Below are 21,041 nucleotides of genomic sequence, written 5' to 3' on the forward strand. Positions count from 1 at the left end.
CGGTCTCAGCCCTTGCGGGCGACGACCAGCAGGCGCTCGGTCCCACCGGGGATGGCGGGTGGCAGCGTCGTGCCCTCCAGCACAGCCAGGCCCGCCTGGCGCAGGGCGCCCTCCACATGGTCGCGGCGATGCAGATAGCGGCCGTTTTCCTTCAATGCTACGGCAGGGGCCCATGGCTCAGCCGCGTCCAGAACCAGGACCAGCGTGCCGCCGGGCAGCAGCGCGTCGGCGGCGGCCGAGGCCAGCGGCCCCAGATCGCCGACATGGTTGGCGATGTCGGTCGAGACGATCAGGTTGGCGTTGGCGGCTGAGCGCTCCAGCACCACGGCATGGTCGCCGTGAACCAACTGGTCATAGAGGCCGCTCCGCGCCGCCGCCTGCACGGCGGTCGCGGATGGATGCACGCCCACCAGGTCGGTGGCGTAAGGCTTCAGCAGCGGGCCCAGGGCACCCACGCCGCAATCGATCTCCAGCACCTGCAGGGTGCCGGCGGCAGGGCCGAGGTGCCGTGCCAAGGTGGCGGCCAGGGTGGGTGAGAGGGCGGCCGTGGCGGCGGCGACGGCCTGTTCCGTCAGCATGGCGGCCTGGGCGTCGTACATCTGTTCCAGATAGGCGGAATCTGCCCGGGGTGGTGGTGGCGCCAGGCCCAGCGCCGCCTCCGTATGGCGCAGGATGGGGGTGACGCCGGCCGTCCGCCAGGCGTCCACCAGCGATCGGGCGGCGGCGCCGTTGCCGGAAGCCTGCAGGGCGGCGGCGATCTGGGCGGCCTCCAACTCGGCGGAGATGGTGGTTTCCGGCCGATTCAGCGCCTGACGGATGGCGGTGGCCGCCTCGGCCAAATGGCCCAGGCCCCGCAGCGCGCCGGCGCGGCCGACGTGGGGGGCCACCTCGAACGGGCGCAGCGCGGCCAGGTGGTCGAACACGGCCAGCGCCTCCTGGTACTGCCCGGCCTCGTTCAACACCAAGCCCAGGTTGGAATGGGTTTGCGCCAGGTCCGGCTGGGCCTCGGCCGTGGCCCGCAGATAGTCCAGCGCCTCGTCCAGGCGGCCCAGGCGGCGCAGGACCAGGCCCAGGTTGGCGGCGGCCTCGACATAGGACGGCCGGGCCTCCAGCGCGTTGCGGTAGTGTTGTTCCGCGATGTCCAGGTGGCCGGCCTCCTGGAACAGCGTTGCCAGGTTGAAATAGGCCTCCGCCAGCATGGGCTCGCGTTCCAGCGCGTCCAGGTAATGGGTGGCGGCCTCGTGCCCCTGGCCCAGGCGCTGGCAGGCCGCGCCCAGGTTGAAGCGATGGATGGGGTTGTCCGGGTCCAGGGCCACCGCCATGCCATAGGCTGCCTTGGCGGACTCGTTGTCCTGCTGCCGTTCAAACGCCAGGCCCAGGTCGGCGCGTAGCGCGGCGTCGTCGGGGCGCAGGGCCACCGCCTGGCTCAGCAGCGAGACAGCCTGGGCCGCGTCGCCGCTTTCCAATGCCGCCAGGCCGTCGGCCTGCAGGATCAGGACGGCCGCGTCTTCCGGCGTGGCCGGCGTGCTGGTGGCGGGCGTGCTGTCGGTGTGGTCGGTCATGCTTCCTCCGCCGGCGGAACCAACGACACGGGCCCCGGCTCGCTTCATTTCATGGGGAGAGGATAGGGGGCGGCGGCGCCCGTGAACAGAGGCAAGATATGCCCACCGGCCGCCGATTCATCGGGCGATTCAGGGATCTGCGATCGTCAGCAGCCCGTGGCGACTCAGAGCGTCACCGTGGCGCACGACGTGGTCGTGCAAAAGGTCCTTCTGCAATGCGCGCAGCGCCGGATTCTGCAGGATGCGGAAATAGCCGGCCAAGGCTTGCCCCTGCACCTCGACATGGCTTTTGTAGATATCCATGAACCAGTAGCGGCAGGATGTGCAATGAACCAGGCGGACTGTTCGTCCCCGCACCGTATAGCCGTCGCCTGCGGTGCGGATAAGGGGCAGCAGGTGATTTTGCGGCTGCCATTCCACCGGGTCCAGCAACAGCGCCCGGCCGGCGTAGCCCCAGTTGGGGCCGTGGATCAGCAGGGCCATGACGTTCTGTTCGAACAGGGGATGCGGCCGCAAACCCCGACTGCGCCGATCCCAGTCGACCAGCAGCGCCCGGGATCGGCATAGCCAGAAGCCGACGCTGATATAGGGGGCGGCCGGGTCGGCGCCGCTCTCGGCCAGCAGGGCGCGGAAAGGCGCCATCGTCGTGCCGCCCGCGTCCATGGCCGCCACGTCGGAAAGCGTCAACTCGTTGATGTCCGTGGTCAGCGCAATGTCGGCGCCGCTCGCCTCCAGGCGCTGCAGCAGATGGGCCATGATCGCGCCATCCAGGCCGACCGCCAGCATGTCGGCGTCTATCCAGCACAGCGCCTGCCAGGGCAGGTCGCCGACATAGTCCAGGATGGCGGCCTTCTTGGCGTAAGGATGCAGCGTTTCCGGCAAACCCTCGGGCCGGGGCAAAAGCTGCCCCCGGTCCGCCAGATAGGCTAGCTGCCCCGGGGCCAAGCCATAGTCGCAGACCATCAGCCGCGCCTGCGGCATTTGCCGGGCAAAGCTTTCCAGAAGCAGCAGGGTGGTGGCGAAATAACGCTCGTCGGCGCCAGTCACATAAAGAATGCCGCTCATGACGAGGTTTCCAGATCCAGGCCCGGAATCGGGGCTGCCGGCCACACGGCCCCGTGCACCAGGCGCAGGGATGGATACCAGGGGGTGCGCTCCCCCGTGGCTGGCCAGCGCCAATCCGCGTTCGTCGGCACCAGCACCACGCCGGGGCGGCCCAGGGCGCCGGCCAGATGGGCCAGCGGCCCGGCGGGCAGCGCCACGGCGTCCACGCCAGCCAGCGTGGCGGCCAGCCGGCCCCAGCCTTCCGGCTCGTCCGCGGGGGGCAGAGCCAGGGGCACGGCCGTCACGCCGGGAGGCAAGGGGGGCCGCATGGATGGCAGCGCGTCGGCGGGCACCCCTACGGCGGGCCCAGGGAAGGACGGGGCGGGTGTGTCGGCCGGAGCCGTCATGTAGGGACCGTGCCAGAAATCGTCCGCACTCCAAAGCGACAGCCGGTCAGGCAGTTCCTGCAGGGGCACCTGGAAATCGGCGTGCACGGTGTCCATTCCCCGTGTGGCGATGGTGACGCCGGCCAGCGCCTGCCCCCGCCCCGTGGGCAACAGGGCGGCCCAGCCGGGTGACACCTCCACGACCACCGTCACCCCCCGGTCGCGCAGGCGGGGCAGCAGGCGGGCCAAATGGGGCAGGGCGTCAGGCTCCACCTCATCCCAAACCAGGACACGGCGGCCGGACATGTCCTGATCCGCCCGTTCCCACAGGGGGATGGAGCCATGGAGGCGGCCGGCCATGGGAAGCATCCAGCGCCAAGACAGGTCGGCGAAGCCGTCCCGCCACGCGCCCAGGCGCAGACACGCCTCGGCATGGGCCAGCCGCGCCTCGGCGTGCGCCGGTTCAAGCGTCAGGGCTTGGGCGTACCGGGCGCGGGCGCCGGCAATGTCCCCCTGGCTTTGGAGAAACCTGCCCGACAGGAAGTGAAGCTCCGCGCTGGTCCCGCCAATCCGCTCCATGTCGGTCAGGGATAGGCGTATCAAGGCGCGCGCGGTCTCGTCCATCGGCGTGGTCATCAGCAATCGCGCGCGCAGGGCCAGGGCGGTGGCCTGGTCGTGGGCGTGGCTGGGATCCGTGGAGAGCGGCTCGTTCAGCAAGGACAAGGCTTCGGCCACCTGTCTCTGAGCCATCAGCATTTTGACAAGGTTCACCCGGGCGGGCAGGGCCTGGGGGAGCGTGGCGGGACTGGCAGACAGCAGGGCGCGATAGTGCCTTTTCGCCTCGGTCGCCGCGCGCACCAGCGCCAGGCCATCGGCCAGCATCAGACGGTCGGCCGGCCTCATCGGCAGGCCCAGGTCATCCATTTCCAGCAAGGCTTCCAACGCCTTGGCCTGGGCGCCCGCCCTGGAATGGGCGCCGGCCAAGGCGCTAAGCCCATTGCCCAGGTTGATGGCGATGTCAGGGACGGTGGCGGCCGCCGGCTGGGCATAGGCGCGACGGATCAGGGCCACGCCGGCAGCCAGCCGCGCCGGGTCGGGGGGCTTGGCGCCGCTTGCCCGCTGCAAGGTCAAAACGCCTGTCAGGTGAAGGGCGTCTATCTGGTCCGGAATATGGTCCAGGATGGCCGCGTACAAGGCTTCGGCATCATCCAGACGGCCTGCGGAGTGATGGGCCACGGCGGTGGCCAGTGTCTCAGATAATGACGGCAAAGGGAATCAGGCGCTGATATCGATCAACTGCCCGCGCCCATCGGTGGGGGCGGGGCCGGCGCTCTGCCCGGTCAGCAGTTCGGTCGCCACGGCGGACTGCGCGTCCGTGGTCTGCTTCAGGGCCTGCACCTGGAATTGCAGGCTGGCCTGCAACACATTGGCGGCGGTGGCCGCGGCGGCTTGGCTGTCGATCTGCATCTGCGCTACTCCGGGGGCTGCGCCCGCTACGGGCGCGGCCGATCAGTCGCAGTATCGCTCCGATCGGCCGGCCGCTCAAGGCATACAGTCGGCGCCCACCCGTGAAGATTCCGTTAGCTCAGCGAACTCATGATGCTGAAGCACAGCTGGTCCCCTTGGGCGTGCAGGGTCTTCAGCGCGTCCTTGGGCAGGGGGATGCGCTTTTTCTGGCAGTAGGCCACGATCAACCGCGCCAGCAGGTAGGATTCCAGCTGCATCACCTCGCGCCCGCCGCCGGTGGGCAACTCGCTGGTCAGCTTCACCGTCGGAGGGGGGCCTTCGACCACCTGGATGCTCAGGATGCGGCGGCTGGCGTCGAACTCCTCTGGCGGCACGGTTTGGAAGACGAGCTTCAGCTCGTCGTTGGAGAAGATGATGTGCCGGATTTCCGTGATCATGACCGTTTCCTTGGACGTCAGGCCGTGGCGCGCTTCTTCTGGCGGCGGCGATAAATGGTGCAGGGGTTGATCTCCAGCAGCGCCGCGGCGCGGGTGATGTTGCCCTGGCACAGGCGGATGGCTTCCTCGATGGTTTCCTCCTCCACCATCCAAAGCGGCCGGATTCGGCGCTCCGGGGCGGGGTCGGATTCGAGGGCGGCCGTCCCATCCTCAAGGGAAATGGGGGCGGCCCAGCTGTTGACGCCCGGCAGGCGCGCGGCACCCATGGAGACGCCCCCCGGCGCCGGTGCGGCGGGTGGCGCGGGCGGCATGCCGAATCCGGTCGGCGCCACGCCCCCCAGAGAGGCCCCACCGGGGGCCGGACCGGCCAGGTTGGCGGGCGGCGGCGGCGAGAAGGGGAAGGGCATGGGCCCGGCCATGGCCGCCCAGCGCGGATCGTTCAGCATGGGGGGCACGATCATGGTCGGCTTGTTCAGCGGTGGGGGCAGCATGAACGGCTGGATGACGGCGCCGTCGTTCAGCACCACCACGTTGCGCACCACGTTCAGCAACTGGCGCACGTTGCCCGGCCAGGTGTAGGTCCGCATGATATCCTCCGCCTCGCCACTGAAGCCGGTGAAGGATTTGCGTTCCTCCTGCGTGTACTTGGCCAGGAACTCCCGCGCGATCAGCAGGATGTCGTCGCCGCGGTCGCGCAGGGGCGGCAGCTCGATGGAAATCACCTGCAGGCGATAGAACAGATCTTCACGGAAGCGGCCGGCCTGCACCTCGGCGAAGGGGTCGCGGTTGGTGGCGCAGACGATGCGCACGTCCACCGCCTCGGCCTTTTCGCTGCCCACCTTCTTGACCATGCCGGTCTGAAGGAAGCGCAACAGCTTGGCCTGCAGCGCCAAATCCATTTCGCCGATTTCGTCCAGGAACAGCGTGCCGCCGTCGGCCTGCAGGGCGGCGCCGGCGTGATCCGCCGTCGCCCCGGTGAAGGCGCCCTTCACGTGGCCGAAGATTTCGCTTTCCATCAAATCCTTAGGGATGGCCGCGCAGTTCACCGGGATGAAAGGCTTGTTGGCGCGCGGGCTGCGACGGTGGATGGCCTCGGCGCAGACCTCCTTGCCCGTGCCGCTTTCGCCGGTGATGAACACCGTGGCCTTGGACGGCGCCGCCGCCTCGATCATGCGGTAGACGCCGCGCATGGCCGGCGAGATGCCGACGAAGCCCAGATAGCCCAGCGGGTCCTCCACCGGGGCGGTGTGCGGCGCCGCCTCCAACACCTTTTCCCGTTCGGTCAAGGCGGTGGCCATGGCCTGGCGCAGGCGATCCGTGCCCGCCGGCAGCAGCAGCACGTCCACGGCACCGGCGCGCATCACGTCCACCGCCATTTGCACCGAGCCCTGAGACGTCAGCGCCACCACCTGCGGCGCCCGGCTGTCCGCCTTCAATTCCTTCAGCAAATCCAGCCCGTTGCCGCCTGGCAACTGAAGGTTCAAGAGCACCACGTCGGCCGGCGCCTCCGCCAGCGCCCGGCGAGCGGCCGGGGCGGTGTCCACCACCTGCAGGGCGTGGCCGTCCTTGCGCAATGCTTGGCTGTAGGCGGCGGCCATCGACGGCGTGGGTTCGACGATCAGGACGCGGCGCGGGCGGGTTTCCATGGGGCGGATGCTTTCAGGGGGACATCGCCCGCGCCTATCCTTTAGGGGAATGCGTCGGGCATTGCAGCTTGCAGGTTTTCAAGCAATCGCCCAGCGCTGTCAACGCGGGACATTGCAGGATGCAATGCCGCGTAGCTGTTCTTAAGGTTAGGGTGCCGCCCGCTCCCCGCTGCGATCAGCCCTATTGGATAGGCTTGGCCTCAGCCGTACGGACGGGTATGGGGATATTACAAACGTCCACGTGCCCCGCCGGCACGGGGAAGAAGTCCTCCCTCCGGTTGCGGCGTGCCTCGACATAGGCGGCCCAGGTGGGGGTGTCGGTGCGCAACACCACCAGGTTGTCGCGCTGGTCGGGGGGCAGGTCGGCGGCCAGCCTCACCTTGGCGATGGGAATGCGCTGTTCCGGCTTGTCATAGAAGCCCAGGGCGGCCGTGCCGCGCGGCAGGCTGCTCAGGATGTCCATACCCCGCAGCACCCGGCCAACCACGGTGATGTTGCGGTCCAGATGGCGCGGCGCCTGGCCGATGACGGCATAGAGTTCCGCCCCGCTGCCGCTGTCCAGCGCCATGTCGCGGCCCACGCCCACCATGCCGTAGCAATGGACCAGCCAGGCCTCGCGCCCCTTGGCGTCGCGGGCGGCGGGGAAGCCATTGCTATAGCCCGCCTCGGGCGCGTAGGTGTCGCGGTCGGGCAGGGGGGTGAAGGGCAGCTTGGCCACGGCGTCGCCCCGCACCACGAACTCGGGGGCCAGCTTGGTCTGCGCCGTCTTCGGCGTGCGCGTGTTGTCGGCATCGCCCCACTGGGTGACGTAGTTGTCTTGCACCCGGTCCACGGCCAGGCCGTCGAACCAGCCCTCGCGCACCAGCTTGCGGATGTTGTCGACATGCGCCGGGGCGAAGGCGGGGGCCAGCTCGATGATCACCCGGCCCTGGGCCAGGTCCATGTACAGCAGGTTTTCCGGGTTGGGGGACCGCCAATCCATGGGGCCCGCAGCGGCCAGGACATCGGCGGCGACCGGGCCCGCCTTGGCGGTTGGCTTTGGCGCGGTCGGCTTGGCCGCGTCGGCGGCATAGGCGGTGACGGACAGGCAAACCAGGGCCGCCGCCAGGCGGGCGGCTACCATCGGACGACGCATCGCTTCCCCTTCATTCTTACGGCGGCCGTTCCCATGATGGGGCCGCCATCCCGGCGCAGGATTGGCTCCGAGGCGCAGCATGGGCAAGCGATTTCAGGTGGCTTTGAGGTTGGGGGCCTTCGGACGGGTTCCTACTTGGCGGCGATCGACACCGTGACCGTATCCTGGTAGACGCCGGCGGCGGCCTGGCTGTTGCCGGGCAGGCTGACGGCCAAGGTGCCCTGGCGGCTTTGCGTGGAGCCGGCGCGGTCCGTGGTCAGCGTGCCGTTCTTGGCGGCGGCCGTGTTGTCGTAGGATAGGTTGTAGGCCACGGCCGTGGACCCGGTGGCGCTGCTCTTCAGCGTGCCGCTGTTGGCCGAGGCGACCGAGACGGTATAGCCGTTGCCGGCGTTGCACTGCTCCGTCACCGATCCCACGGTGACAGCGTTCTGGCCGTTGACCAGATCCAGCGTGGCGTTGCTGGACGTGACGGCGACGGTGCAGACGGTGGGGACGGTGGCGCTGAGCTGGATGGTGCCGCTGCTGTTGCCCGCCCAGGCGGAACAGCCCAGGACCAGGGTGGCGGTGATGGTCAGGGCCAGGCAAACCCTATGCGCGGGGGCCCCATGGGCGGGGGTATGGTCGCGGGGTGCGGCGGGCAGACGCTGGGACATTTTTTGTCTCCATGGGCGCCCCGGGATGGACGCCATCTGTCGGTCAGAATGGGCAACCGCCTTCTGCGGCGCCCTGCGTTGGATCAAATGGATGATCCAGCCGCCTGGTCCAGATGGTATGTCAGTTCGCCGTCACCGTCATCAGGAGATAATCCGTATAGGTCCCGGCGATGACCTTGGTGACGTCACCGATGACGATGATGAAGGTGTGCCGGTCCAGGCTGGAATAACTGTAATAGTTCAGCGTGGTGCCACCAGCGGCCACGCCCCGGCCGTCCACCGTCATGCTGTAAGGGATGCGGGTGTTGGCGGCGCTGTTCACCAGCTGGCCGCCGTTCTGCGACTGGATGGTGACGCTGTACCCGGTGTTGCCCGATACCTCCAGGTCGAAGCTGCGGCTGGCCCCGGTGGTCAACTCCCCGAAGTCGACGTTGGCGGTCGATGCCGCCAGGTTGCTGCGCACGCCCCCGACATTGACGGTGGCGGAGACGGAGGTGCGCACGGTGGCCCGCACCTGGACGATGGCGCTGTCCATGATGGCCACGATGGTGCCGGCGCTGTTCAGCTGGTACAGCGTCACCGTCACCTGGTCGAAATAATAGGACGCCCCCACCAGTTGCCCGGCCGGGACGGAGGCGTAGAATCCGGTGGTCGCCGTCTGGGAGCCGCGCCCGTTGCTCACGGACCCGGTGATCAGGTTGCTGGCGTTGCCCGTGCCATAGTCCCCCACCCGCTGGGTCAGGGCGCCGTCCTTGTACAAATCATAGCTCAGCCAGTTGCCGCTGAAGCCCAGCATGCGCCGCGTGTTGCTCCACAGCCCGCTGTCGATGCCGATCCCGAACAGGCAGTTGCTGCCCGCGATGTATTGCACCGTCACCGTGTTGTAGGTGGGGGGCTGCAGCGCCGCGAAAGGGTCGTAGCTGGTGACGGGTGTCACCTGCGACAGGCCGCTCAGCTGCGCGTAGCAGGTTTGGGTGGCACGGGCGGGCACACTGGCCAAGGCCAGCAGCAGGGCCAGCGCCAGCAGGGCCCACAGCGGGACGCCCCGGGGCCGGGCGTCTGAAGGCCGGGCGGCGGCGGAGCGAAGGCGGGTCGGCTGTTGCATGGCGTCCAGGATAGCGGCGTTCCGGCCGGGCGGCACCCGGTCAGAAAAAGGGGGGCGGCAGCGCGGGCCGCCGGTCGGTCTGGCAAATGTAAGCAAGAAGCGTTCCGCCGGGGGGCGCCATCCATCCCCACCCTGCCATCCCCGCGTGGTGGTCCCGCTCATGACGGGCCGTCCCCGGCGGGGGTGGAGGCCGGCTTGACGGGCGACAGGTTGATGGTCTGGCCGGGCAGCGGCTCCAGCGTCAGCGTGCCCAGCGGAAACAGGCCTTCGGCCGCCGCCGGCACGGTCACGGGGATGGGCTTGTGCGGCACGCCATTCAACTGCATCAGCCATTCGCCGGGGCGTACCGCCTCCACACGGAACCGGCCCTTGCGGTTGGTGAAGAACGGCACCTCCAGCCCCGCTTTGGGGTCCTTGGCGTTGGTGGCCTTGACCGCCTTGCCGTCCGTGCGCCGCAACAGACCGGCCGCCAGCGGCACGGGCTTGCCCGCCGGGTCCAGCAGCACGCCGTCCAGCGACACGGTGGCGTCGGTGCCGATGGGCACCAGGGTGCCGGTATGGTTGCCCGGCACGATGGCGGGCCGGTCGTTGCCGATGTCATAGCCCATGGGCGCGTCCGGCACGTCCAGCAGCAGCGGCCGCACCAGATATGCTGAGATGTTGGGCACCACCGGCGGGCCCAGCCAATCGCTGGATGACAGGTAATGGCCGGTGACGGGGTCCACGCCGATCTCCTCATCCGCGATGCGGGGGTGAGGGACCACCAGGGCGAAGCTGTTGGTCACCGGCCGGGTGACGCCGACATGGCCATCGGCGAACACCAGGCCGGTGGCGAAGTTCAGGGTCGTGCGCTCGTCATTCTGCAGCGGGCCGTCCACCGTGGACAGGCGCTGGCTGTAGTCATGGCGGATCGAAGCCTCGAACCGGTCCATGGTGTACCCGACGGAGCCGCTGGCCTGGTAGGTGCCGGTGGTGTTGGTCGCGTCCACGCCCAGGTTCCAGGAATTCGTGGGCCAGGGGTCCTGGTAGCGCCAGTCCAGCTCCCGCTGGCGGCTCAGTGTGTCCATGGTGAGGCCGGCGGATTGCACACCGTCGCCGAAGGTGTAGCGGAAGGCCAGATACGCGCTGTTGTCCGCCTCACGCGTCACGGTGTTGCGGGCCCGGCTCAGCGTCAGCTCCAGCGTCGCGTGCCGGCCGAAGCGGCGGCGGAACCCCAGATCCACGGAATAGCCGTCGATCTGGCTGTCATCGCGCACCAACTGGTAGCGGCCGCTCACGGTGGCGGTCAAATCCTCATCCAGCGGCTGGCCGTACCGCGCCGCCAGGTCGTAGGACACGGTGTTGCGCGGATCCAGGGTGCCCAGGCTGGCATAGCCGCCGGACCGCCAGCTGCCCTGGGCCGTGAGGGTGCGCTGCTGGAAGAACTGTTCGTCGTTCGTGTAGTCGCGGTAGGTCAGGTCCACCGACGCCCCGCGGGAGGCGCCCAGGCTGGCGCCGGGGTTGATGCCGATGGTGCCGAGGCCGGTGACGAACAGCACCTCGGTCCCGATGACCTGCTGGCTCTTGTCCGCCTGCAGGCTGGCGCCCACGGTCAGGTTGTCGGTGATGCCCTGGCGATGATAGCCGGAAAAGGTCGGGCGGCTGCGGTCATAGGTCAGGCGGTCGCTGGCGGTGGTGTAGGGCACGCCCACCGTGTAGTTGAACTCCGACACGCCTTCGGCCAGCAGCTCGGAATCGAAGAAGAAGGGGAAATCGATGGTGCGCGTCTGGCCATAGGTGTCGGTGATGCGCACCTGCACGTCGTTGGTGCCGGACGTGCCGGGGAAGTCGGACAGGTTGACGGGCCCCGCGTCCTCGCGGAACACGCGGGTGGGGCGGCCGTTCACCAGCACCTCCACCTGCGACGGCGAATCCAGGATGAAGTCCCGGCTGCCCGTGGGCTGGATGGCGCGATAGGGCTGCAGGGTGTAATTGCGGGCGATGGACAGGCCGGTCAGGGGGCGGTTGGTCTGGATGCCGGTGATGGAATAGTCCAGGTCGCCGGCCTGAAGGCGCACCGCGTCCTCCGGGAAGTCGCGGATCAGCCGCGCGGGCCCCCGCATGAAATGGTGGCTGTACTGCTCCTGGTATTGGCCCTGCCATTCGAAGGACCAGCCGTCGATGTTGCCGCCGCCGTCCAGGCCCAGGTTCAGCGGCTGGCGGTAATTGCCGCTGTCGGTGGCGGGCTGCGCCAGGAAGACCTGGGCGGTGCGCAGGTTGACGTAGGCGGCGGCATCCGCCGGTTCCAGCACCTGATAGCCGCTGGCCGCGTTGGCGCGGTTCACCACGGTCAGGTTGCGCACCGCGCGTAGCTGCGCCGGCACCTTCACCGACAGCGTCAGCTCCTTGGGGTCCACGGTGATGGAAATGGTGGCGCCTGACGGACCGCTGCGCGTGCCGCCAGCCGGCCCGCCCTGGTAGAGGGCCCCCAGCTTGACATAGCCGTCGGGGCCGGCCTGGGCCACCAGGTCGCCCAGGGCCTTGGCCTGCACGAAGTCGCGCAGCAGCAGAGACAGGCGGTTCAGATCCACCTGGGTCTCGGCGGGGTCCGGGGCCATCTTGACCGGCACCTGGCCGACCTCCCGTCCCTCCACCTTAACCGGCAGGTCCAGGCTGGTGGACTTTTCCGCCTTCTTTTTCTTGCCGAACGTCTTCTCGAACAGCGCCTCGGTGTTCTGGTTGGCGGGTGGCGCCGTCTGGGCCCACGCCGCGCGGGAGGTCAGCAGCGGGGCCAGCAGGGCCGAAACCAGGACGCAGGCAAGCGCGCCCTGGCGCAGGCGGCCGGGATGGGGGCCGGGGCGGGCAACACAAAACGGACCGCACGTCCGGCGGCCGGGCATCTTCGGTCGCGACAGGCGCACCGCCGTCCTCTTATCAGGGCACCGACAGGGTCACCGTGGCGGGGCCCTGGGGCAGATCCGCCGGCCAGGGGATGTGGAAACGGCGGGTGACCCCGGCTAGGACGTTTTCGCCGACCATGCCGGTCAGCTGCTCCTTGCGCAGGGTGACGCTCTTGCCGTTGACCTGGGCGGTCAGTTCCAGGTCGCGCATCACCTGGCGCGAGCCGCCGTCGTTGCGCACCACCACCTCCATCACCGTGCCGGTGGCGGGGGCCGTGGCGGGCTTGGGGCCGGCGGACACGACGGTCAGCTTGGGTTTCGCCCCTTCCGGCACGACGTAGAGCGAGGCGACGTACCTCACCAGCAGCTTCACCTGCCCGCCCTGCACCGGCGCGTTGCCCAGGTCGATCGGCAACTGCTCGGCCACCAGGCGGAAGGGCAGTTCCTTGGCCGGCTTGGGATCGCCCGACCACTGCACGCGGATGGACTGGTTTTCGCCGGGCTGCAGGATGATCTGTTCCGGCACGATGGCGAAGCTGTCCTCGGCATCGGCCAGGATGTCCTGGCCGTCCTGGTCCATGCCGCGCGACATGATCTTGACGTCGATGGCCACCGGGTCCTTGCCGTCATTCTCCACCCGGAAGATCTGGGTGGCGCCGCGGCCGCTGGGCTCCATGTCCATTTCGATGGGGATCAGGCGGAACGATGCCAGAGCGCCGGTGGAAAGCAGCCCTGTGAACAGCATCAGCGCGCCCGTCAGGGCCAGCCCAAGGACCCGCGCGGGCCGGGGTAAACGAAACCGGTGAAATGCCGACATGGATGATCGCCCGACTCTATAAGACGCGTTTCAGCGCGACGCCTGTGAATGGGGCGGCAAATCTTAAATAATGGTTTACAGCTTTTCTTGGGAACGCCACCCCACCGACGCCCGCGGCCCCACCATACCCAGATGCGGGCGGCGTTGCATCCGCTTCCATGCCGCGCCGGGTCGAAATCCCTTGGCGACGGCTAAATCTGGCCAGGTGGCCCGTGGTGGAGTAGACCTGGGAACCGATTTTCAACAACAGACCGGTTTTGTCATGGCCACCCTGTTCGTCGCCCGTAGCGCCAACCTGTCGAAATGGGCCTCCGACGTCGGCCTGCCCAAGAACATCTTCAAGGTGGGCGTGGTCGATGGCGGCGCCGACGCGGTGGCCGCGGCGCTGGCCGCCGGATGGGCGGCGGAAAAGGACTGGACCCTGGTGAAGAAGGTTGAGGTCGGTGACTGGACGGAGGAAGAGGCGCTGCAGCGCCTGTCCGCCAAAGAAAAGCCGGTCGACCCCAACTATTATCCTCGCCTGAAGGGGGCCGCCGGCATCTACAAGCTGACGCCCACCACGGTGGGCAACCACCTGATCGTGGCCCGCGCCATGGCCGGCAATGAAAGCCTGGATTTCAAGCTGAAGGTTGCCGACTACGCCAACTACCTGATCCAGTTTGCCCAGCCGCCGAAGGCGGCGAGCGAATGAGGACTGCCGAAGGCGGCGGGCGAATAAGGACCGCCGAGGGCGGCGGGCGAATAAGGACCGCCGAGGGCGGCGAGCGGGGGACGGGCCCGCGTCAGGCCGCCTCGGCGATCTTTCGCAGCGCGTCCTCATACGCCTCCGGCGGCTGGCCGCCGGAAATGAGGTAGCGGCCGTTGACGATCACGGCGGGGACTGACTGGATGCCGCGCGACAGCCACAGCTGTTCCGCCTCCCGCACTTCGGCGCCGTAGCGGTCGCCGGCCAGGATGGCCCGGGCCTCCGCCGCGTCCAGGCCGGCCTGGGTCACCGCGGTCAGCAAGACATCGGGATCGGATGGCGCCTCGCCCCGGGTGAAGTACGCCTCGAACAGAGCCAGCTTCAGCGCCAACTGACGCTCGGGCGCCTGGATGTCGGCCCAGTGCAGCAGGCGGTGGGCATCGAAGGTGTTGTAGATGCGGCGCTTCGTGCCGTTGGCCCCGGTGGCTGACATGGTGAAGCCGACGGCGGCGGCGCGGGTGCGGATCATCTCCCGCGTTTGGGCCATCTGCTCCGCGCCGGCGCCGTATTTCCGGGCGATATGCTCATCCACATCTTCGCCTTCCGGCCCCATCTGCGGATTCAGCTCGAACGGCTGGAAGTGGATGTCGGCCTCGACCTCCCCTTCCAGCCGCGCCAGCGCCGCTAGCAGGCCCTTCAGCCCGATGACGCACCAGGGGCAGGAAACATCGGAGACGAAGTTGAGGGACAGGCGCTTGGTCATGGGGGATTTCCGGTATGCAGGAAGGACGTCCGCACCTTGCCTAGGGTGTGAACCTCGCGCCGTGGCGATGGTCACAGCGGCGGCATGGGCGCAGCGGACGAAGATGCGGGAGTTTAGTACACCAGCTCGTCGTCGCCCTTGCCGGAGGCGATGACGATCTCGCCGCGGGCGGCCATGTCCTTGGCCAGTTGCACCATGTACATCTGCGCCTCGTCCACGTCGCGCAGGCGCACCGGTCCCATGGCGGCCATGTCCTCGCGCATGATCTTGGCGGCGCGTTCCGACATGTTGGTGAAGAACAGGTCCTTCAGCGTCTCAGAGGCGCCCTTCAGCGCCGTCGCCAGCTTGGACTTGTCGACGGAGCGCAGCAGCGACTGCACGCCGGATGGGTCCAGCTTGCCCAGATCCTCGAAGGTGAACATCAGGGCGCGGATACGCTCCGCGCTGTCGCGGTTGCGTTCCTCCAGCGCGGCGATGAAGCGGCTTTCCGTGCTGCGGTCCAGGCTGTTGAAGATTTCCGCCATCATCTCATGCGCGTCGCGGCGGTTGGTGCGCGCCAGGTTGGACATGAACTCGGTGCGCAGCGTGCGCTCGATATCGTCCACCACTTCCTTCTGCACCGATTCCATGCGCAGCATGCGCATGATGACTTCCATGGCGAAGCTTTCGGGCAACAGCTGCAGCACGCGGCCGGCGTGGTCGGCCTTGATCTTGGTCAGGATGACGGCGACGGTCTGCGGATATTCGTTCTTCAGGTAGTTGGCCAGCACCTGCTCGTTCACGTTGGCCAGCTTGTCCCACATGGTGCGACCCGCGGGACCGCGGATCTCCTCCATGATGGTGTCGACCTTTTCCTTGGGCAGCACCTTCATCAGCAGGCGTTCGGTGCTGTCGAAGGTACCGACCAGGGAGCCGGTCGAACTGATCTGCTCCGCGAACTCGACGAACAGGCGCTCCACGATGTTGGAACTGACCGAGCCCAAATTGGCCATGGTCTGCGACAGTTCCTTGATCTCGTCCTCGGCCATCAGGGCGAACAGGCGGCTGGCATGCTCCTCGCCCAGCGCCAGCATCAGCACCGCGGCCTTCTCCGGCCCCGTCAGACCCCGGTAATCTTCACGTACCCGGATCGCCATGTATCGTCATCTCCTGTCCGGCGTCACACCGCCGCCGGATTGTCCCGCTGGGGCGGGCCGTCGTCACGCCCCCGCCCCTGAAACACGTTTCCGAACCACAACTAAGGGCCCAAACCACGAGCGGGGCCCTGAACCACTAGGCAAAGTACACCTGCCCCTGGCGGCAGGATAGAAATTTTGTCGCAAGAAGCCCAGGCGGCCTTGGTCCGTATAATCCCAGGTATAGTGGCCCCGTGCGCCCATCCCCCTATGATGGCTGGGGAACCTTCACGTTCCGGGGGGCGTTCCAGGGCCGTTTCTCCGGCGATTCGGGAGCATGGCAATGACAGAGCGGTATGGTCGGATAGGGGCAGGGGTCCGGTGGGGCGCCGCGGCGCTGGCGGTGCTGCTGGCGGGATGCCAGTCGACCGGCCCAGGCGGTGGCCCAGCGGGTGGTCAAACGGGCGCGGCCAGCGCGGGGGCCGGCGCTGTCGCCTCGGCCGATGCGGCCCCTGGCGCCACCCCCAAGGCGGAACAGCCGCCCTGCTTTTTCACCCGGGATATCGACGGTTGGAACAGCATCGATCCCTACACCGTGCGCATCCGGGTGGGCATCAACAAACGCTATGACCTGAAGCTGTTCATGCCTCAGCCCGACCTGTCCACGCGCCTGCAACTGGCCATCGTGACCAAACCGGGCGGGTCCGATTGGGTCTGCTCCCCCATGGATATCGAGATCATCGGCGAGCCGCTGCACTTGCGGGTGCCGGTGCGGGAGATCATCGCCGTGCCGCCTGAGCCGAAGAAGTCAGGCTCCCCCGATAAAGACTCCCAGAACAAGGACGGGGAGGCACAGCCCGGTGCGCAAAAAGACGAAACGCCGCCCAAGGCGACAAGCACCTGACGGTCCAGCAATCACCGCCGGACAGAACCCTGGAGATCACACCAAGGGGCAGGGCCGGACGCCCGTTCCCCTGGTGCTTCCGCTCAGGCGTTTTCGCCTACTCCTCGCTGTCGCCGGCCGGGCCAGAGGCCGGTCGGCGGCGGGGCGGGAACCGATCGCCCCCCGCGGGGCCGCCATGGCTGCGCGGCGGCGCCTCGGCCCGCTGGGCGGCGGCGCCATCGATGGCGCCTGTCCAGCCCGACGCCCGGGGGCGGGCGCTGCGTTCCTCGGCGGCGGCGATGGTGCCTTCCAATTCGCGGATGCGCTCCTTCAAGGGGGCGATCATGGCGCTGCTGCTGTTACGCGCCAGGTATTGTTCGAGATCGCCCTTCAGGCGCTGCAACTGGCTGCGCAAGGTCGCCAGGTCCGTTTTCGGCTTGGCGGAGCGGAAAACCCGTTCCTCGTGTCTGGTCACACCCGTCCTCCATTCGCGCCGGCGTCAGCCGCCGACGGCTGGTCTGCGACCAAGATATAGCAGCGACAAGCGTTTCGTGAAACCCGGCGCGATGGGGAATGGCATCCCTCTTCTTAACGGGGTATGCCGCGGCCCGTTCCCGCCCCCGTCCCCGGCGCCGGTTGGGTGGGCGCCAAGCAGCGGGCCAGGGCCTGGCGCAGGTGGGTGCTGTCCAAGGGTTTGGCCACGATGACGAAGCCCAGGCTCTCCGCCTCCGCCACCTTGTCGCCATAGCCGCTGACCAGCAGGATGGGCAGGCCGGGGTGCATATGCCGCACCCCCTGCGCCAGTGCCAGGCCGTCACGCCCCCCCGGCAGCACGATGTCGCACAGCACCAGGGAGATGTCGGGCCGCTCGGTCAGCAGCACCTGCGCCGCGTCCGCCGTGGCGGTGGCCTGCACGGCGAACCCCAGCCCCTCCACCATGTGCTGCATCACCTTGCACACCGCCGGATTGTCCTCGACCAGCAGGACTTGGCGTCCGTTGCCGTCGATGTCCGGAACCTCGTCGGTGGGGGATCGGCCGGCCGCGGCATCCTGGCCGTCCTCATCCTCGTCCGACCGGGGCAGGTAGAGTGTGATGGTGGTACCCCCGGCCGCGGCGCCGGGAACCCGGGCGCTCAGGCTGTCGGCCAGGGCGGCGCCGCCCGCCTGGCCGACCATGCTCTGCACCTGTGCCAAGCCCAGGCCGGTCGATCGGCCGTCCTGCTTGGTGGTGAAAAAGGGATCGAAGACCCGATCCAGGATGTCGGCGGGGATGCCGTCGCCGGTATCGCTGATGGTCAGGCGGACGAAATCGCCCATCAGGCCACCGGTACGCTCGCTCTCGCGGGTGGCAGGGGCGATGTGGACGTTGGCCGCCGCCAGGCGCAGCGTCCCACCCCTGGGCATCGCATCGCGGGCGTTGACCGCCAGGTTCAGCAGCGCCAGATCGAATTCCGTTCTGTCCAGCCGCAGGGGCCATAGGCGGGGTGGCAGGTCGGTCGCCAATTGGATGTCGCCGCGCAGCGCCGGGCGCAGCAATTCCGCGATGTCGTCGGCCATGTCCGACAGCCTCACCGGGTCCAGGTTCGCCTGGGGCCGGCGACTGAAGGTGCGCAGGTTGCGGGTCAGGCGTTCCCCCCAGGTGATCGCCTGCAACATGGCGTCCAGCACCTCGCGCTGCGGTTCGGTGTGGGGCCGGTGGCACAATATTTCCGCGCCGGACCGCACGGTCATCAGCAGGTTGGCGAAGTCGTGGATGATGCCGCCGGTGATCTGGTCCAGGGCCTGCAGGCGCTGGGTGCGAAGCAGCGCGCTCTCCGCCTGTTCGCGCCGCGCCTCGGCCCCCCGCAACGCCTTGGCCGCCCGCCTTTCCCGCCGCGCCCGCCGCATGGCCAGCAGCGTGGTGCCGCAGAAGATGCCCATGACCGGCAAGGTCAGCAGTGTCAGCCAGCCCAGGCGCTGATGCCACGCCGCTTCCACCTGGGACCGGTCCACCCCCACCATGACCACCAGCGGCGCGTTGGCGACCATGCGGCAGGCCGTCAGGCGTTCCCGTCCATCCAGGGGCGATATCCGCCAGACGGCGGCTGCCCCGGGGCAGCTCGTGTCGGCGCGCGCATCCCCGGCGGGGACCGGCCCGCCGGCCATGACCCGGCCGTCCCGGCTCAGCAGCGCCACCGCGGTGGCCGGATCGTCGCGCGTCGCCCGCCGGAAGAAATCGTCGAAGTGGACCGGCGACATGGACACGGCGGCGATGCCCGCCAAGCTGCCGTCCGCGCGGCTCAGGCGCCGAACCAGGGTGAATGCCCGCTGGCTGAAGGCGCCCACGCCGGAGGGCGCGGCGGTTCCCTTCACCGGCTCCTGGCCGGGAGGCACCAGCACCTCCGCCTGGCCGGCGCTCAACTGGCTATGAAGGGTGGTGCCGGCGATGTCGGCGCCATCGGCGGTGGGTGGGCGACTGGCGGCCAGGGTCCGGCCATCCGCGTCCCACAGCCACAGCGCCCGGATGGACGGGGTGTCCGCCACCATGCCGGCCAAGGCGCGGCCCAGTTCCCGCGTGTCCGGGGCGGGGGGAACAGCGCCGCCGGCCGGCCGCGTGGGCACCAGCAGGTCGCGCATGCGATCCAGCACCAGGCGGTCGCTTTCCACGGTCCGTTGCGCGCGCTCATCCGCCAGGCTGGCGATGCGCTCCACCCGGTCTCCGGCCTGGGCCGTAATGTCTTTCCAGCTTTGGCTGGCGGCGGCGGCCAGCACGCCCAGGGGGATGAGCACCGCGGCGGCCATCTGCAACCGCAGGGCCGCCATGGTGGAGGTCCCCCGGGCGGGGGCGGCGGCAGCGTGCGCACCCGCGCCTGGCAATCGCGCCGTACCGATGTCGGAATTGACCGTCACGACCGCCCTTGAGCCCAGCCCTCACCTGATCCGACTATAGGTTGCGGCTTGCGCAATCTACAATCGTGCCATTGGCGGGCCGGGGTATTCCTTTAGGCAGGCGCGTCTTTTTAGGCGGCCGGGCTCGGCGATACCGGGTCGTTGGGGAAGGCCAGCTCATGCCGCGCCCGCCATTCCGGCTTCACGTAGTTGATGATGATGGTGCGGCGAACCCCCCGGAACGGTCGGCGGGCGAAGCCGTGCCAGGTGTCGCTGCCGGGGATGAAGACCAAGCCGGTGTTGAACCGCCCCGACGCCCGGCCGACGTGCCCGCCCTCGGGCCCGTCCATGATGTCGGTGCCCAGGGTTTCCGCGTCCGGCCCGGTGCTGAGGTAGACCAGCATGGTGAACAGCTTGGCGCCGATGTCGGTATGCGGCTCCAGCCAGAACCCCTCCCGGTCCAGGCAATATTCGATGCGCAGGGAAGATCCGGACAGATCCAGGCCGAACTGCCGCGCCAGGGTGGCGATGGTGTCCGGCGATTGGAAGGCCGCCGCCACCGCGCCGCAGACCGGATACAGCAGCTGGTTGTCGGCCGACAGGAAGGTGCGGGTGGAGTTGTGGGTTTCGCGCCGGCCCTGGGTGTCCTCGATCTCCGGGGCCGCGAACGGCAACTCGGCCAGGGCTTCCGCCACGGTGGCGGGGAAGACGCTGTTCAGATACCAGTGGCGGTAGGGATGGTCGTCCCGGTCCGCCGCCGTCAGGCAGGCGCGCACATGGCGGCCGGTGGTGTCGTCCAGGGCCTGCGGGTCGAAGGCGGACGTGTTGGCGGCGCGGACGGTTGCGGTCAAGCTCATCACATTTCCCCCTTGGAGAAGGCGCCGCCCAGGGCCAGGCGCTTCAGCCCGGCGGTGACGCCGTGGCGCAGGGTCTCGCGCCGCGCGGTGCCGGCGTCCACCATCCAGTTCAGCATGATGTACCGGCGCACACCGTCATGCGGCTTATGCCCGTGGAAGGAATTGTCGGTGCGGCGGAAGGCCACCAGCGTGCCGTCCAGCGGCAGCACCTCGGCCAGCATGTCCTCCATGTCGTCGGCGCTGCGCAGCAGACGCAGGCGGCCGCCGGGTGCGTTCCATTCCTCGTTCAGGTACAGCAGCGCCGTCAGGCGCTTGGTCACGCTGTCGGTGTGGATGCGGCCATCCTTGGGCACGCAGCGGCTGCGCACCGTCACCATCAAGGCGTTGGGGTCCAGGTCCAGGTTGAAGGTTTCGGCGAAAGCCTGGGTCGTCTCCGGCGCCGTCAGCGCGGCCAGCAGCCGGGTGAAGCCGTCCAGTCCGCCCCGCTCCAGCACCGCGCGCGACGGTGCCGGGACCAGGCCGCCATGGGGGCTGTCGGGAAAGTCGTGGCGGGCGGTGACGGCGACGGCGGGCGCGATGAATCCCGTCATCACCAGATGGGGGAAGGGCACCTCGGCCGGGCGCAGGGCCCGCAGGCCGTCCAGGTTCAGGACGCCGTCCGTCCGGTTGGTGGGGGAAATGGCCGACGGCGGCACCGGGGCCTTGGGCGCGGCGGGGGAGGAGAGGGCGGGCATTCGGG

Annotated in this window: 19 protein-coding genes; 2 read left to right on the top strand and 17 right to left on the bottom strand. The window is 68.8% G+C overall.

The features are described 5' to 3' along the window. Positions 1 to 5 precede the first annotated feature (5 nt). The 11 genes from FBZ90_RS00290 to FBZ90_RS00340 all read right to left on the bottom strand — a co-directional run bounded on the left by FBZ90_RS00290 (position 6) and on the right by FBZ90_RS00340 (position 13,059). A complete protein-coding gene (locus FBZ90_RS00290) occupies positions 6 to 1,562 on the bottom strand; it encodes a tetratricopeptide repeat protein (RefSeq protein ID WP_186455517.1) in 1,557 nt (518 codons plus the stop codon). 129 nt (positions 1,563 to 1,691) lie between these two features. Next, a complete protein-coding gene (locus FBZ90_RS00295; RefSeq protein WP_145728889.1) occupies positions 1,692 to 2,627 on the bottom strand; it encodes a hypothetical protein in 936 nt (311 codons plus the stop codon). After that, positions 2,624 to 4,261, bottom strand: coding sequence for a tetratricopeptide repeat protein (locus tag FBZ90_RS00300; RefSeq protein WP_145728891.1), 1,638 nt, complete (start codon positions 4,259 to 4,261; stop codon positions 2,624 to 2,626). Before FBZ90_RS00300 ends, FBZ90_RS00295 begins: the two co-directional genes overlap by 4 nt. 6 nt (positions 4,262 to 4,267) lie before the next feature. Beyond that, positions 4,268 to 4,459, bottom strand: coding sequence for a hypothetical protein (locus FBZ90_RS00305; RefSeq protein ID WP_145728893.1), 192 nt, complete (start codon positions 4,457 to 4,459; stop codon positions 4,268 to 4,270). Between the two features lie 113 nt (positions 4,460 to 4,572). Next, a complete protein-coding gene (locus FBZ90_RS00310; protein ID WP_145728896.1) occupies positions 4,573 to 4,896 on the bottom strand; it encodes a hypothetical protein in 324 nt (107 codons plus the stop codon). A 17-nt stretch (positions 4,897 to 4,913) separates the two neighbouring features. Continuing rightward, positions 4,914 to 6,542, bottom strand: coding sequence for a sigma-54-dependent transcriptional regulator (locus FBZ90_RS00315; protein WP_145728899.1), 1,629 nt, complete (start codon positions 6,540 to 6,542; stop codon positions 4,914 to 4,916). Positions 6,543 to 6,723: 181 nt separating this feature from the next. Then, positions 6,724 to 7,677 (bottom strand): peptidylprolyl isomerase, encoded by a 954-nt coding sequence (locus FBZ90_RS00320; protein ID WP_246130074.1) that lies wholly within the window; start codon positions 7,675 to 7,677, stop codon positions 6,724 to 6,726. 131 nt (positions 7,678 to 7,808) lie between these two features. Then, a complete protein-coding gene (locus FBZ90_RS00325) occupies positions 7,809 to 8,330 on the bottom strand; it encodes a spore coat protein U domain-containing protein (RefSeq protein WP_186455518.1) in 522 nt (173 codons plus the stop codon). Positions 8,331 to 8,451: 121 nt separating this feature from the next. After that, entirely contained in the window at positions 8,452 to 9,435 is a 984-nt protein-coding gene (locus FBZ90_RS00330; protein ID WP_145728905.1) for a spore coat protein U domain-containing protein, read from the bottom strand. Positions 9,436 to 9,593: 158 nt separating this feature from the next. After that, entirely contained in the window at positions 9,594 to 12,314 is a 2,721-nt protein-coding gene (locus tag FBZ90_RS00335) for a fimbria/pilus outer membrane usher protein (RefSeq protein WP_246130075.1), read from the bottom strand. Between the two features lie 34 nt (positions 12,315 to 12,348). Next, positions 12,349 to 13,059 (bottom strand): fimbrial biogenesis chaperone, encoded by a 711-nt coding sequence (locus FBZ90_RS00340; RefSeq protein WP_186455519.1) that lies wholly within the window; start codon positions 13,057 to 13,059, stop codon positions 12,349 to 12,351. A 334-nt stretch (positions 13,060 to 13,393) separates the two neighbouring features. Here FBZ90_RS00340 and FBZ90_RS00345 point away from each other — a divergent pair, with 334 nt between their 5' ends. Next, positions 13,394 to 13,822, top strand: coding sequence for a hypothetical protein (locus tag FBZ90_RS00345; RefSeq protein ID WP_145728909.1), 429 nt, complete (start codon positions 13,394 to 13,396; stop codon positions 13,820 to 13,822). 91 nt (positions 13,823 to 13,913) lie between these two features. Here the strand turns inward: FBZ90_RS00345 and FBZ90_RS00350 are convergent, their stop codons facing one another. Continuing rightward, positions 13,914 to 14,579: a DsbA family oxidoreductase gene (locus tag FBZ90_RS00350; RefSeq protein WP_145728911.1), complete on the bottom strand. Its 666-nt coding sequence runs from the start codon at positions 14,577 to 14,579 to the stop codon at positions 13,914 to 13,916. 113 nt (positions 14,580 to 14,692) lie between these two features. Beyond that, on the bottom strand, positions 14,693 to 15,715 hold the full coding sequence (fliG, locus tag FBZ90_RS00355; RefSeq protein ID WP_044563751.1) for a flagellar motor switch protein FliG: 1,023 nt from the start codon (positions 15,713 to 15,715) through the stop codon (positions 14,693 to 14,695). 322 nt (positions 15,716 to 16,037) lie between these two features. Here fliG and FBZ90_RS00360 point away from each other — a divergent pair, with 322 nt between their 5' ends. Further along, complete coding sequence (locus FBZ90_RS00360) at positions 16,038 to 16,598, top strand: DUF6491 family protein (protein ID WP_145728913.1); 561 nt, start codon at positions 16,038 to 16,040, stop codon at positions 16,596 to 16,598. Positions 16,599 to 16,695: 97 nt separating this feature from the next. Here FBZ90_RS00360 and FBZ90_RS00365 read toward each other — a convergent pair whose 3' ends face one another. From FBZ90_RS00365 to FBZ90_RS00380, 4 genes are all read right to left on the bottom strand, one after another. Continuing rightward, complete coding sequence (locus tag FBZ90_RS00365; RefSeq protein ID WP_145728915.1) at positions 16,696 to 17,052, bottom strand: hypothetical protein; 357 nt, start codon at positions 17,050 to 17,052, stop codon at positions 16,696 to 16,698. A 113-nt stretch (positions 17,053 to 17,165) separates the two neighbouring features. Further along, positions 17,166 to 19,466, bottom strand: coding sequence for a hybrid sensor histidine kinase/response regulator (locus FBZ90_RS00370; protein ID WP_145728917.1), 2,301 nt, complete (start codon positions 19,464 to 19,466; stop codon positions 17,166 to 17,168). A gap of 110 nt (positions 19,467 to 19,576) precedes the next feature. Further along, positions 19,577 to 20,302: a 2OG-Fe(II) oxygenase gene (locus FBZ90_RS00375; protein ID WP_246130076.1), complete on the bottom strand. Its 726-nt coding sequence runs from the start codon at positions 20,300 to 20,302 to the stop codon at positions 19,577 to 19,579. Next, positions 20,302 to 21,036, bottom strand: coding sequence for a 2OG-Fe(II) oxygenase (locus FBZ90_RS00380; protein WP_145728919.1), 735 nt, complete (start codon positions 21,034 to 21,036; stop codon positions 20,302 to 20,304). The genes FBZ90_RS00375 and FBZ90_RS00380 overlap by 1 nt, the downstream gene beginning before the upstream one ends. Positions 21,037 to 21,041: the final 5 nt, after the last annotated feature.

Origin of the sequence: Nitrospirillum pindoramense, from assembly GCF_007827955.1 — a bacterium.
GTDB classification, from domain to species: domain Bacteria; phylum Pseudomonadota; class Alphaproteobacteria; order Azospirillales; family Azospirillaceae; genus Nitrospirillum; species Nitrospirillum amazonense_B.

What these genes read in the sequence shown, in the direction of transcription:
- FBZ90_RS00290 (WP_186455517.1), bottom strand. Translation starts at nt 1,562, where the DNA reads ATGACCGACCACACCGACAGCACGCCCGCCACCAGCACGCCGGCCACG.
- FBZ90_RS00295 (WP_145728889.1), bottom strand. Translation starts at nt 2,627, where the DNA reads ATGAGCGGCATTCTTTATGTGACTGGCGCCGACGAGCGTTATTTCGCC.
- FBZ90_RS00305 (WP_145728893.1), bottom strand. Translation starts at nt 4,459, where the DNA reads ATGCAGATCGACAGCCAAGCCGCCGCGGCCACCGCCGCCAATGTGTTG.
- FBZ90_RS00310 (WP_145728896.1), bottom strand. Translation starts at nt 4,896, where the DNA reads ATGATCACGGAAATCCGGCACATCATCTTCTCCAACGACGAGCTGAAG.
- FBZ90_RS00315 (WP_145728899.1), bottom strand. Translation starts at nt 6,542, where the DNA reads ATGGAAACCCGCCCGCGCCGCGTCCTGATCGTCGAACCCACGCCGTCG.
- FBZ90_RS00320 (WP_246130074.1), bottom strand. Translation starts at nt 7,677, where the DNA reads ATGCGTCGTCCGATGGTAGCCGCCCGCCTGGCGGCGGCCCTGGTTTGC.
- FBZ90_RS00325 (WP_186455518.1), bottom strand. Translation starts at nt 8,330, where the DNA reads ATGTCCCAGCGTCTGCCCGCCGCACCCCGCGACCATACCCCCGCCCAT.
- FBZ90_RS00330 (WP_145728905.1), bottom strand. Translation starts at nt 9,435, where the DNA reads ATGCAACAGCCGACCCGCCTTCGCTCCGCCGCCGCCCGGCCTTCAGAC.
- FBZ90_RS00335 (WP_246130075.1), bottom strand. Translation starts at nt 12,314, where the DNA reads ATGCCCGGCCGCCGGACGTGCGGTCCGTTTTGTGTTGCCCGCCCCGGC.
- FBZ90_RS00340 (WP_186455519.1), bottom strand. Translation starts at nt 13,059, where the DNA reads ATGCTGTTCACAGGGCTGCTTTCCACCGGCGCTCTGGCATCGTTCCGC.
- FBZ90_RS00345 (WP_145728909.1), top strand. Translation starts at nt 13,394, where the DNA reads ATGGCCACCCTGTTCGTCGCCCGTAGCGCCAACCTGTCGAAATGGGCC.
- FBZ90_RS00350 (WP_145728911.1), bottom strand. Translation starts at nt 14,579, where the DNA reads ATGACCAAGCGCCTGTCCCTCAACTTCGTCTCCGATGTTTCCTGCCCC.
- fliG (WP_044563751.1), bottom strand. Translation starts at nt 15,715, where the DNA reads ATGGCGATCCGGGTACGTGAAGATTACCGGGGTCTGACGGGGCCGGAG.
- FBZ90_RS00360 (WP_145728913.1), top strand. Translation starts at nt 16,038, where the DNA reads ATGACAGAGCGGTATGGTCGGATAGGGGCAGGGGTCCGGTGGGGCGCC.
- FBZ90_RS00375 (WP_246130076.1), bottom strand. Translation starts at nt 20,302, where the DNA reads ATGAGCTTGACCGCAACCGTCCGCGCCGCCAACACGTCCGCCTTCGAC.
- FBZ90_RS00380 (WP_145728919.1), bottom strand. Translation starts at nt 21,036, where the DNA reads ATGCCCGCCCTCTCCTCCCCCGCCGCGCCCAAGGCCCCGGTGCCGCCG.